The sequence below is a fragment of the Pyxidicoccus sp. M15 genome, from assembly GCF_056858435.1.
Genome location: NZ_CM166495.1, coordinates 8,287,420 through 8,300,000, shown reverse-complemented (window position 1 = coordinate 8,300,000; position 12,581 = coordinate 8,287,420). Strand labels below are relative to the sequence as shown.

7 protein-coding genes and 2 rRNA genes (1 of these 9 running past the window's edge) are annotated in these 12,581 nt (G+C 66.9%); 6 read left to right on the top strand and 3 right to left on the bottom strand.

Features of this window, described 5'->3' with window-relative positions; translation table 11 throughout:
- The 5 genes from ACX9TP_RS30555 to ACX9TP_RS30535 all read left to right on the top strand — a co-directional run.
- Positions 1–2,802: ribosomal RNA gene (locus tag ACX9TP_RS30555) — 23S ribosomal RNA — on the top strand; it begins 162 nt to the left of the window's first position.
- A 166-nt stretch (positions 2,803–2,968) separates the two neighbouring features.
- A 5S ribosomal RNA gene (rrf, locus tag ACX9TP_RS30550) occupies positions 2,969–3,085 on the top strand.
- 943 nt (positions 3,086–4,028) lie between these two features.
- Entirely contained in the window at positions 4,029–6,878 is a 2,850-nt protein-coding gene (locus tag ACX9TP_RS30545; RefSeq protein WP_482974162.1) for a protein kinase domain-containing protein, read from the top strand.
- Positions 6,879–6,977: 99 nt separating this feature from the next.
- Positions 6,978–8,348 carry a KamA family radical SAM protein gene (locus tag ACX9TP_RS30540; protein WP_482974161.1) on the top strand — a complete coding sequence of 457 codons (1,371 nt, stop codon included), beginning with the start codon at positions 6,978–6,980 and terminating at the stop codon, positions 8,346–8,348.
- Complete coding sequence (locus ACX9TP_RS30535) at positions 8,348–9,592, top strand: KamA family radical SAM protein (protein WP_482974160.1); 1,245 nt, start codon at positions 8,348–8,350, stop codon at positions 9,590–9,592. Before ACX9TP_RS30540 ends, ACX9TP_RS30535 begins: the two co-directional genes overlap by 1 nt.
- Positions 9,593–9,658: 66 nt before the next feature.
- Here ACX9TP_RS30535 and ACX9TP_RS30530 read toward each other — a convergent pair whose 3' ends face one another.
- The 3 genes from ACX9TP_RS30530 to ACX9TP_RS30520 form a co-directional block, all read right to left on the bottom strand.
- On the bottom strand, positions 9,659–10,291 hold the full coding sequence (locus ACX9TP_RS30530; RefSeq protein ID WP_482974159.1) for a hypothetical protein: 633 nt from the start codon (positions 10,289–10,291) through the stop codon (positions 9,659–9,661).
- Positions 10,292–10,402: 111 nt separating this feature from the next.
- A complete protein-coding gene (locus ACX9TP_RS30525) occupies positions 10,403–10,735 on the bottom strand; it encodes a hypothetical protein (RefSeq protein WP_482974158.1) in 333 nt (110 codons plus the stop codon).
- A 67-nt stretch (positions 10,736–10,802) separates the two neighbouring features.
- Positions 10,803–11,354 carry a hypothetical protein gene (locus ACX9TP_RS30520; RefSeq protein WP_482974157.1) on the bottom strand — a complete coding sequence of 184 codons (552 nt, stop codon included), beginning with the start codon at positions 11,352–11,354 and terminating at the stop codon, positions 10,803–10,805.
- A gap of 72 nt (positions 11,355–11,426) precedes the next feature.
- Here ACX9TP_RS30520 and ACX9TP_RS30515 point away from each other — a divergent pair, with 72 nt between their 5' ends.
- Positions 11,427–12,536: a SpoIID/LytB domain-containing protein gene (locus ACX9TP_RS30515; RefSeq protein ID WP_482974156.1), complete on the top strand. Its 1,110-nt coding sequence runs from the start codon at positions 11,427–11,429 to the stop codon at positions 12,534–12,536.
- Positions 12,537–12,581: the final 45 nt, after the last annotated feature.

Genomic DNA, 12,581 nt, shown 5'->3' with positions numbered 1-12,581 from the left:
AATAAATAGGTTGGATGGAGCTAACCAGGGGAAGTGAAACATCTCAGTACCCTGAGGAAGAGAAAACAACGAGTGATTCCCAAAGTAGCGGCGAGCGAAATGGGAGAAGCCCAAACCGTTGCCACGCAAGTGGCTGCGGGGTAGTGGGTCCACGGTAGGACTTTGACTTGCTAGCGGAAGCCTCTGGAAAGGGGCACCAAAGAGCGTGATAGTCGCGTACGCGAAAGCGAGTTGGAGCTGAGTGGGGTACCCAAGTAAGACGGGACACGTGCAATCCTGTCTGAATCCGCCGGGACCATCCGGTAAGGCTAAATACTCCTTGGCGACCGATAGTGAACTAGTACCGCGAGGGAAAGGTGAAAAGAACCCCGGTAAGGGGAGTCCAAAGAACCTGAAACCGCATGTCTACAAGCAGTCCGAGCACTACGGCGCAAGCCAGTGCGAGGGCGTACCTTTTGCATCATGATTCGGCGACTTAATATACGTAGCGAGGCTAAGCCGTTAGGTGGAGCCGGAGCGAAAGCGAGTCCTAAAAGGGCGATTCAGTTGCGTGTATTATAACCCGAAGCGGGGTGATCTACACATGGCCAGGTTGAAGTGCGGGTAACACCGCATGGAGGACCGAACTCATGAAAGTTGAAAATTTCTGGGATGAGCTGTGTGTAGGGGTGAAAGGCCAATCAAACTCCGTGATAGCTGGTTCTCCCCGAAAGATATTTAGGTATCGGCTCGGGCAATTCAATGCCGGAGGTAGAGCACTGGAACGGCTAGGGGTCTCACCAGATTACCAAACCGTACCAAACTCCGAATGCCGGCAATTGTTATCCCGGGACGCAGTCAGTGGGTGATAACGTCCATTGGCAAGAGGGGAATAACCCAGACCGACAGCTAAGGCCCCCAAATCTAGTCTAAGTGAACACTAGAAAGGATGTGGCAGGTCATTGACAACCAGGAGGTTGGCTTAGAAGCAGCCATCCTTTAAAGAAAGCGTAATAGCTCACTGGTCAAGACAGGCCGCGCCGAAAATGTAACGGGGCTCAAGACTAGTGCCGAAGCTTCGGGTCATGCGCAAAACGCATGGCGGTAGGGGAGCGTCCCAGTTGCAGCGAAGGTCGACTGTAAAGGCGGCTGGAGCGACTGGGAGTGCTGATGCCGAAATGAGTAGCGATAAAGGGGGTGAGAAACCCCCTCGCCGTAAACCCAAGGTTTCCTGGGTCAAGTTAATCTTCCCAGGGTTAGCCGGAACCTAAGCCGAGGCCGAAAGGCGTAGGTGATGGAAAGCAGGTTAATATTCCTGCGCCATCTTGTGAGCGTTGAACTAAGGGAGGACGGAGAAAGCTAGGCGAGCTGACCGGTGGTTGTGTCAGTCTAAAGGCGTAGGGGTGTCGCGTACGATTAAAGGCGCGGCAGCTATCCCCGAGACCCCATGGCGCCCCGTAAGGGGTAAGTCGCTGATGCTCTGCTTCCAAGAAAAGTCCCGTAGGGAGCTCATAGGGTGTCCGTACCGCAAACCGACACAGGTGGGTGAGGAGAAAATCCTAAGGCGCTTGAGAGAACTCTCCTCCAAGGAACTAGGCAAATTTCCACCGTAACTTCGGAAGAAGGTGGGCCTCTGGTAGGTGTAGGCGTACAGCCGAAGCCGAGAGAGGTTGCAGAGAAATGGCGGTAGCGACTGTTTACCAAAAACACAGGACTCTGCGAAGGCGACAAGCCGACGTATAGGGTCTGACTCCTGCCCGGTGCTGGAAGGTTAAGGGGATTCGTCAGCCGCAAGGTGAAGCGATGATCCGAAGCCCCAGTAAACGGCGGCCGTAACTATAACGGTCCTAAGGTAGCGAAATTCCTTGTCGGGTAAGTTCCGACCTGCACGAATGGAGTAACGACTTCCGCGCTGTCTCGGAGAGGGACTCAGCGAAATTGAAATAGCTGTGCCGATGCAGTTTACCCGCAGCAAGACGGAAAGACCCCGTGAACCTTTACTATAACTTGACAGTGACACTAGGGATTGACTGTGTAGGATAGGTGGGAGCCTTTGAAGCCGGGCCGCTAGGTTCGGTGGAGGCAACGGTGAAATACCACCCTGTTGATTTCTGGTGTCTAACCATGTCCCGTCATCCGGGATTGGGACACTGTCTGGTGGGTAGTTTGACTGGGGCGGTCGCCTCCCAAAAAGTAACGGAGGCGCGCGATGGTTCCCTCAGCCCGATTGGAAACCGGGCGGCGAGTGCAATGGCATAAGGGAGCTTGACTGCGAGAGAGACATCTCGAGCAGGTGCGAAAGCAGGTCATAGTGATCCGGTGGTCCTGAATGGAAGGGCCATCGCTCAACGGATAAAAGGTACTCCGGGGATAACAGGCTTATCTCCCCCAAGAGTTCACATCGACGGGGAGGTTTGGCACCTCGATGTCGGCTCATCGCATCCTGGGGCTGGAGCAGGTCCCAAGGGTTTGGCTGTTCGCCAATTAAAGCGGTACGCGAGCTGGGTTCAAAACGTCGTGAGACAGTTTGGTCCCTATCTGCTGTGGGCGTAGGATACTTGAGAGGCTCTGACCTTAGTACGAGAGGACCGGGTTGGAGGCACCGCTGGTGTACCAGTTATCTCGCCAGAGGTATCGCTGGGTAGCCATGTGCCGATTGGATAACCGCTGAAAGCATCTAAGCGGGAAACCGACCTCAAGACCAGGTATCCCGGGCGCAAGCCCCTGAAGACCCGTCGAAGACTACGACGTTGATAGGCCGGGTGTGTAAGCGTGGTAACACGTTGAGCTAACCGGTACTAATGGGTCGAGCGGCTTACTTTCCCCGTTCTCTTCCATGCCTCCTTTTGGGGCGTAAGGGACTCGGGGCCAAGGCCGAGGCTCGAGTGCGAAAGCACTCGCCCGGAAGACGCTTCTATAAATAGGCACGGCGAGACTTTCTTCTCGCAGAGAATTGAAACTTACCCTTTGTATGCACTGTCGCTTGTTTTCCGGTGGCTATGTCGGAGGGGTCCCACCCGTTCCCATCCCGAACACGGAAGTTAAGCCCTCCAGAGCCGATGGTACTTCGCGGGAAACCGCGCGGGAGAGTAGGTCGCTGCCGGATTCTTTTTGAGAACCCCCGTCGCCCTCGTGGCAACGGGGGTTTTCTTTTTTGTGCGTCTGCCTTTGCGGCCCTCTGCTGGCCGGGCCCGCGGACCTGGCGCGAAGCCCCGTCACCTCGGACAAGGCCTACGGGACGCGCAGCACCACCATGCTCACCGCGCTCCGGCCTCCCGGATGAGCCTGCAAACTGGCGGTGGGCCTGAACCAGGTCCGCAGCTGGCCCGCGTGCACCCACGGCCGACCTTCCGTCAGTTCCCCGGCCACCAGGCCTGACGCGGTCAGGCGCTGAAGTTCCCGCGGCCGACCTTCCGTCAGCTCCTGCCGGCAGGTCTCACTCGGCCGGGCGCTGCAACTCCCGCGGACGCCCATCCATCAGCTCCGGCCACCAGGCATGACTCGGCCGGGCGCTGCAACTCCCGCGGACGCCCATCCATCAGCTCCGGCCGCCAGGCCTGACTCGGCCGGGCGCTGTAGTTCCCGCGGCCGACCTTCCGTCAGCTCCGGCCGCGAGGCCTTACTCGGCCAGGCGCTGCAGTTCCTACGGCTGGCTGGTGCGCAGCTGGCAGGTGCTCTTCTCCGGCCCTTCGCCAGCCCGGCAGGAGTGGGGCGCTCAGTCGGTTGCCGGCGGCATGGGCCTCCGCATGGGCGCCGGGCGGCGTACCCTTCGGCTCTGGCTGCCCCTCGTGCTGAGCGTGTGGGTCGGGGGCGGTCCTTGGGGCTCCACGCATGCCCGGAAGACGTGCTGCTCCGCGTTGAGACCGCGTCACCTTCCTGGCGGTTTCCGGAAGGCTCCAGAAGGGTTCAACCTCGCGGATTTCTTGGGCTTTCAGAGGTGGGTGCGAGTTTGACTCGCCGTCAGGGCTGGGACTAGAGTCCAGTCTTCCGCCCGGTCTGCGCACCGCCTGCCGCGGTGCACACCCCCCGGCGCCGGGCAGCTCCACGAGATGAAGAAGCCGACCATTTTTGGGAAGTACCTGCTCCTCGAGCGCATCAACGTCGGCGGCATGGCGGAGGTGTTCATCGCGAAGGCCTTCGGGGTCGAGGGCTTCGAGCGCATCCTGGCCATCAAGAAGATCCTCCCCACGATGGCCGAGGACGAAGAGTTCATCACGATGTTCATCGACGAGGCGCGGATCAGCGTTCAGCTGAACCACGCCAACGTCGTGCACATCCACGAGCTCGGGAAGCACGACGACACCTACTTCATCGCCATGGAGTACGTCGCCGGGCGCGACGTGCGGACCATCCTGGAGCGCTACCGGCGGCGCAAGGAGATCATGCCCACCGCGCAGGCGGTGTTCATCACCTCCAAGCTCTGTGACGGCCTGGACTACGCCCACCGGAAGAAGGACGCGCGCGGGCAGGACCTGCACATCATCCACCGCGACGTGTCCCCGCAGAACGTCCTCATCTCCTACGAGGGCGAGGTCAAGGTCATCGACTTCGGTATCGCCAAGGCGGCGAACCGCTCGCAGAAGACGCAGGCCGGCATCCTCAAGGGCAAGTTCGGGTACATGAGCCCGGAGCAGGTCCGGGGCATGCCCATCGACCGGCGCAGCGACATCTTCGCGGTGGGCGTGCTGCTCTACGAGATGCTCACCGGCGAGAAGCTCTTCGTCGGCGAGTCCGACTTCTCCACCCTGGAGAAGGTGCGCAACGCCGACGTCCCGCTGCCCCGCGAGTTCAATCCGAACATCCCCCCGGGGCTGGAGAAGGTCGTCCTCAAGGCGCTCACGCGCGAGCCGGAGGAGCGCTACCAGTGGGCGTCCGACCTGGCCGAGGACCTGATGCGGTTCCTCCTGGCCGGCGACGCCATCTACTCGTCGAAACACCTGTCCTCCTACATGAAGGAGGCCTTCGCCGAGGACATGCTCCGTGAGTCGGAGAAGATGGAGCGCTACGCCGGCATCGAGCGCCCGGACCAGATTGACTACTCCGGCGTCACCGTCCCTCCGCCCGCGGCCCCGCGCGGGGCCTCCCAGGCCTCGAAGCGGGCACCTCCGCCGGCCGCCGTGGCCAGCACGCCCGCCGGGCGCGCACCCACCGCGCCCGCCCAGCCCGCGCCGGGGTACATCCCGCCTCCCTCCGAGGAGGAGCTCGCGGAGATGGACGGCGGAGGGGCCGACAAGACGCAGATTGTCGACTCGACGCAGACCTTCCGGGCTCCGGAGACCCGCATCGCCGACAGCAGCGTGGTGGTGGACGACAGCATCACCGGCCGCTCGGAGAACCCCATCCCGCAGGGAAGTGGCACTGCCGCCGCGTACAACTACGCCCGTGAGCCCGAGCCCGCGCCTCGCAAGGGCAAGAGCGGACCCAAGGCCCAGGTCGTCATCAGCAACGAGGAGGGCGAGGCCTACGCGGGTGCCACCATGATTGGCCCCGCGCCGACCGCGCCTCCGTCGCGCTCGCGTCCCGCGCAGGTTCAGGAGGAGGAGCTCACCGGAGACATCCCCGTCCCGGCGGTGAAGGGCCGGAATGGCCGCGCCCAGCCGCGCGCGCCCGAGCCCCAGGAGGAGCCGGCGGGCTACGACGACGGTCAGGACTACAACGGCGCCGGGCAGGACGACTACGGCGACGAAGGGCCCCCGACGTACGACGAGTCGCAGGAGGCGCTGCCGGAAGAGGAAGTCACCGGCTCGCTGCCGGTGGCGCCCGTGGCCCAGAAGGGCGCGAAGGGCGCGAAGGCCGCGCCGCCCGCCAAGGTCAAGCCCAAGACTCCCGCCAAGAGCAAGGGCAAGGCCGTGGTGGGGAAGCAGTTGCCCAAGCCGGTCCTCTTCGCCGCTGCGGCGGGAATCGTGCTCGTGCTGGTCGTCATCGCCGCGGTGGCGCTGCGTCCGCCCGCGACGGGCGAGGTCACCTTCATGGTGTCTCCGTCCGCCGGCGCGCACATCGAGGTGAACGACAAGGAGCTCCCGCTCAACACCCTGCTGTCCCTGCCTCCCGGCCAGTATCGCGTGGTCGCCACCGCTCCCGGGCATCAGCGCCAGGAGAAGATGGTGAGCGTCGTCGCCGGCAAGCAGACGGGAGTCTCCCTCGCGCTCGCCCCCGAGGAGGAGCCGCCCCCCGCGGCGGCTCCGCCGTCCAAGCCCCCCTCCAATCCCGAGGTGGCCGCAGGCGGCACCCCCGACAAGCCGACGACGGCTCCGGAGAACACTCCACCCGCCGGGACGGAACCGCCCCCCGCGGCGAACGCCGGCACGGACGCGCCGGTGGCCCAGAAGCCCCCGGTCGAGGAGCCCCCCGCGCCCCGGAAGGTCGCTGCCGTGTTCGAGGGACTGGACGGCGCGGAAATCTCCATGGAGGGCCGGCGCCTGGGGAAGACGCCGCAGGTCCGGGCGGCGGACCTCGAGGTCGGGAAGACGTACCGCTTCACCGCGAAGCGCGCGGGCTACGAGCCGTACGCGGGAGAGTTCACCGCGGATGGCAGCAAGGACGAGATGCGGGTCTCCTTCCAGCTCGTCAAGGCGCCGGAGCCCGAGCCGGTGAGTGAGCCGGTCGTCCGGGACCCGCCGCCGCGCAAGCCGCCGCCGGCGGTCGTCACCAAGCCGCCCAAGCCGGCGACGAAGGCGGTGGGCAAGTTCGCGTGCAGCACCAAGCCCGCGGGCGCCGACATCCTCGTGGACGGCAAGAAGACGGGCCGCCAGACGCCCGTGCCGCTCAGTGCTCCTTTGATGCTACCCGTCGGAAACCGGAAGGTCTCCTTCAAGCTCAACGGCAAGACGACCAAGCCCGTGGTGGTCAACGTCACCGAGGATGGGGTCGCCAAGCTGCTCAACGTGCCTATCGAGTGAGGGGGCGGGCATCCGACACCCCCTTCGATTGTTGGATGAAGTGGGGCTCCGGCGCGGTATGACGCCCCGCCCGCAACGCGGCACGCAGAGGTGATGTGCATGCAATCGACGCCTATTCGTGGCAAGCCAGAGTCTGGCCCCGCCCAACAGCCTTTCACGTATCCGCTCCGCAAGGAGTTCGTTGAACCCGATTGGCGTCGCATCCCCGGGTACAAGGACATCTCCGCGGCGGAGTGGGAGAGCGCTGTCTGGCAGCGCAAGCACACCGTCAAGAACCTCAAGGAGCTGCGGGCCACCCTCGGCGCGCTCCTGCCCGAGGACCTGGCGGCGAGCATCGAGCGGGACCAGAAGGAGCGGGCGACCATGTCGCTGCTCATCCCCCCGCAGATGCTCAACACGATGAACCTGGACGACCTGTGGAGCGACCCGGTGCGGCGTTACATGCTGCCCGCGTTCGCGGACCGGCTCACGGAGTGGCCCAACCACCCCAAGGCCAGCCGCGACAGCCTCCACGAGGCGGACATGTGGGTCGTGGAGGGCCTCACGCACCGCTACCCCACCAAGGTGCTGGCGGAGATGCTGCCCACCTGCCCGCAGTACTGCGGCCACTGCACGCGCATGGACCTCGTCGGCAACGACGTGCCCCAGGTGCAGAAGCACAAGTTCGGCATCGGCCAGAAGGAGCGGTACGAGCAGATGCTCGACTACCTGCGCCGCACGCCGACGGTGCGCGACGTGGTGGTCTCCGGTGGTGATATCGCCAACCTGCCGATTCAAGCGCTGGAGCCGTTCGTCAGCGCGCTGATGGACATCCCCAACATCCGGGACATCCGTCTGGCCAGCAAGGGGCTGATGGCCATTCCCCAGCACTTCCTCCAGGACCAGGTGCTGGCGGGACTGGACCGCCTGGCGAAGAAGGCGGTGGAGCGGGGCGTGGACCTGGCGCTGCACACCCACGTCAACAACGCCGCGCAGTTGACGCCGCTGGTGGGCAAGGCCGTGCGCAAGCTGCTCGATATGGGCTTCCGCGACGTGCGCAACCAGGGCGTGCTGCTGCGCGGGGTGAATGACAGCGCGCAGGCCCTGCTGGACCTGTGCTTCACGCTGCTCGACCACGCGAAGATCCTGCCGTACTACTTCTACATGTGCGACATGATCCCCAACAGCGAGCACTGGCGGGTGTCGGTGGGGCAGGCGCAGAAGCTCCAGCACGACATCATGGGCTACATGCCGGGCTTCGCCACGCCGCGCATCGTCTGTGACGTGCCCTTCGTCGGCAAGCGCTGGGTGCACCAGATTGCCGAGTATGACCGCGAGCGCGGCATCTCCTACTGGACGAAGAACTACCGGACCGGCATCGAGGCGAATGACGCCGACGCGCTCAACCGGAAGTACGAGTACTTCGACCCCATCGACACGCTGCCGGAAGCCGGCCAGCAGTGGTGGCGGGAGCAGCAGAAGGCCGCGTGATGAACTCCTCGGCGCTTCCGGCGGCTCAGGTGCCGGAGCCTGGCACCTCGCCGCGCCCCTCGCTCAGTGCCGAGGGGCGCCAGCGCCTGTTCCCCGCCGCCACCGACGCGGAGTGGGCGGACTGGCGCTGGCACCAGCGGCACTCGGTGCGAGGCCTGGAGCAGCTCGAGCGGTACGTGCCGCTGACGCCCGACGAGCGCGCCGGCGTGCAGGAGACGTCCGCGCTGTTCCGCATCGGCATCAGCCCGTATTACCTGTCGCTCATCGACCCGGAGCATCCGTTCTGCCCGGTGCGCATGCAGTCCATCCCCGTGAGGGCCGAGGCGCGCATCCGTCCGGGCGAGCTGGCGGATCCGCTCGGTGAGGACAAGACGCGCCCCGAGGAGTGCATCGTCCACAAGTACCCGGACCGCGTGCTCTTCCTCGCGCTCGACACGTGTTCCGTCTACTGCCGGCACTGCACGCGGCGGCGAATCACGCAGGGCGGGGTGGCGGAGCTCTCCAAGGAGCAGCTGCGCCGGGGCATCGACTACGTCCGCCGCCATCCGGAAGTGCGCGACGTGCTCATCTCCGGGGGAGACCCGTTCCTGCTGAGCGAGGCGCGGCTGGAGGAGTTGCTCGCGCCGCTGAGCGAGATTCCCCACGTGGAGATGATTCGCATCGGCACGCGCGTGCCCGTGGTGCTGCCCATGCGCGTCACCGACGCCCTGGCGAGCACCCTGCGCCGCTACGCGCCCGTCTTCGTCGTCACCCACTTCAACCACCCGAAGGAAGTGACGCCCGAGGCGCGCGAGGCGTGCGAGCGGCTGGTCGACCACGGCGTCCCGGTGGAGAACCAGGCCGTGCTGATGCGGCGGATCAACTCCGACGCGCGCATCATCAAGGAACTGTCCCACGTGCTGCTGCGCAGCCGCGTGCGGCCCTACTACCTGCACCAGATGGACGTGGCCGAGGGCTGCGAGCACCTGCGCACGCCCATCGCCAAGGGGCTGGAAATCCTGCAGCAGCTTCGCGGGCACACCACCGGCCTCGCCGTGCCCCACCTCGCGGTGGACCTGCCCGGCGGCGGCGGCAAGGTGACGCTCCAGCCGGACTACGTCGTGGAGCGCGGCGAGCACGAGACGGTGTTCCGCAACTACAAGGGCGAGCGCTACGCCTATCCCGAGCCGGAAGAGACCGACTGCGCCTGTCCCTATGATGACGTGTGGCAGGCCCGCTCGCGGGCGTACGGCGTTCGCAAGTAGGGGCGTGGGGCGGCTCTCCAGGAGCCGCTCCTTCGGGCGTTAGCGCGGCTCCTGCCGCGGCGGGCTTCAGGAGTCGTCGCCCGAGCTGCGCCGCCGCTTCACGGCCTTCTTCTTCACCCCGGACGAGCCGGAGCGCGCGCTGGCCCGCTTCGCGGCGGGCTTCTCCTCCTGCGCACCGCCAAACTCCACCGGTACGGACTCGGCTTCGGCGGCGCCCGGGATGCCGAAGTCGACGACGGGCTCGGCGCCCTCGGCGGCTTCCAGCTCCACCGGGTCCTCTTCGCTGAAGCCCAGCTGCACGCCGACGTCCTCGGCTGGCTTCTCCCCGGCGGGGGCGGTCTGCTTCGCGGCCTGGGCCTGCTCCTCCAGCCGCTTCTCCTCGGCCTTGGCGCGTGCGTTGCCCTCGGGGCCCATCCGCGCCTCGTAGCGCGCGAAGTCCTTCGCCGACACGCCGTGCTTCTCCATCACCGAGGCCGAGGCGGCCTGCTGCTTGTCGATGGCCTGCGCGCGCTCCTCGTTGCTCATCTCGGAGGGCTTGCGGTTGCCGAACTCCTCGTTGACCCGGGTCTGCGCCTGCGCCTCGTCGCGGCGGATCTCCGCCACCTTCTCCGGCGTCAGCTCGGCGCCTTCCTGGGCGCTGGCGAGCCCCGGCAGGACGAGCCACGAAGCGAGCAGGAACAGGGCAGGGCGGGTGGACATGGCGGGGAGCCTCGGTCGAGACCGTGGGTACGTCCTGCATCTAAGCACGGTGGCCCCGGGGGCGCACCGGTGGTGCATGCTCGTGTCCGTCACGAACAAGCGGGCCGCGGCTCATCCTCCGCAGCGTGAGCAGCCATCCTTCGCGCTGGAGCACTGCTCCCGGCCCTGGGCGCACCGCGGCGGCAGGTCATCCCGGTCCGGATGCCGGTCCACCAGCGAGCACAACTCCTCCGCCACCCCGCAGGTCCTCGTGGCCGCGTCGCACGTGTCCGCGCAGGACAGGTCGTCCTGCTGGGCACGCGCGTTCAGCTCCTCCAGCCGCGCCGAGGCCGAGTCGATGGCCGCGTCGTCATCTCCGGCGACCCGGGGGTCCACGTTCTTCGCGCAGCCCGTCAGTGCGAGGCCGGCCAGGAGCAGCAGCAGGGCAGGGAAGGGAGCACGCATTCCCACCCCATACGCGCCCTGGCGCCGGTCCGTCCAGCCCGGCCCGGCGCGATTCCGGGCCCGCGTCTCAGCGCGGAGCCGGCGCGGCGGGAATCGGAGGGCGCGGGCGGCGCGGTGGCTCGTCCGGCCGTGACAGGTACAGGTAGGCCGTCAACGCCAGCAGCGCCGCGACCGCGAGCCGCCGGAGCCACTCCTCCCGACGCCGGTGCGGCGAGGCCGCGTCCTGCCTCGCCGCGGCGTCCATCCCCGCGGCCACTTCCGGCCCCACCCCCCGCAGGCGCCGGCAGACCTCCGCCACGGGCACCAGCGCGGCGGGGAGCCGGGCGTCCTCCCGTGCCAGCGCCTCCGTGAGCATCCTCGCCCAGGCGGCCTCCTCGTCCCCTCCGGCCGGCTCGCGCACCGACAGCCCCGCGCGGCGCGCCAGCGTTCCTCCCGCCCGCAGCAGGAGCACGGAGAGGGCCTCGGAGGAGATGCCGTAGAACGTCGCACACGCCTCCGGCGAGCGCCCCTCCACCAGCCGCCGCATGAGCAGGGCCGAGGGGCGGGGCTCCATCGCTCGCAGGGCCGCGATGAGGGCGGGAGGGGACAGGCGGGAGGCGTCGGGCTCGGGAGACGTCACGGGCGCGCCATCCTCCACCATCCGCCGGGCGTTTTCTTGAGGCTCGTACCCACCCCTCTACACTCCCCGTCCATGTTGCGACCTGTTGCACTCGTCCTGCTGCTGCTCGCCCCACTGCACGCGCTCGCCGTGGAGACCCTGCGCATCGCCATCGAGGATGCGGACGGCGAGGTGCGCGTGAGTGGCCGGGGGCTCGCCTTCGGCCCCGACACCGAGGACGCCACCTTCGCCGCCATCCCCTCCGGCCAGGCCACCATCCGCCGCCGGGGCGCGAGGCTGGAGCTCAATGGCGCGCCGGTGGTGGGTGACTCCGTGCGCTTCCGCGCCGGTGCCGGCGCTCCCGACGACGCCGGCGTCCCCGGCGACGAGCCGCTCAAGGCCGGCGGCGCCCAGGTGCGCGGCGACGTCGTCGTGCGCGCCCACCGCGATGGGCTCCAGCTCATCAACGTCATCCCCCTGGAGGACTACCTCGCCGCGGTGCTCGGCAGCGAGATGCCCGTGTCCTTCCCGCCGGAGGCCCTCAAGGCCCAGGCCGTGGCCGCGCGCACCTACGCCCTCCAGAAGAAGCTGGAGGCGTACAGCAACGCCTTCCACCTGGGCAGCAGCGTGCTCCACCAGGTGTACGGCGGCGTCAACCGCGAGGACCCGCGCACCCGCGCCGCCGTGGAGGCCACGCGCGGCCAGGTGCTCACCCACGAGCTGGCCCCCATCGAGGCCTACTTCCACGCCTCCTGCGGCGGCCGCACCGAGTCCGGCCAGGACGCCCTCCAGCGGGACTTGCCCTACCTCCAGCCCGTCGAGTGCCCCTGCGGCAAGCTGCCCGCCAGCCGATGGAAGGCCTCCATCTCCGACGCGGAGGTGAAGTCGGCGCTCCGTCACCCCGCCCAGGGGCTGCGCGTGTCCGGGCGCACGCCCACCCGCCGGGTGACGAGCGTCACACTCGGGGATGGTGCCTCGATGGGCGGGGTGGAGCTCCGTCGCCGGCTCGGCTACACGCGCCTCAAGAGTCTGGACTTCGAGGTGGAGCGCACCGGCCACGGTTATGTGTTCTCCGGACGCGGCTATGGCCACGGGGCCGGCCTCTGCCAGTGGGGCGCGAAGGCGCTCGCGGACAAGGGCTGGGGCTACCGGGAGATTCTCTCCCACTACTACCCCGGGGCCGAGCTGCAGCAGCTCTACTGAGGCCCCCGGCGTCGGCGCGCTTTCCGCGGCGGCGCGGGGGCTGCT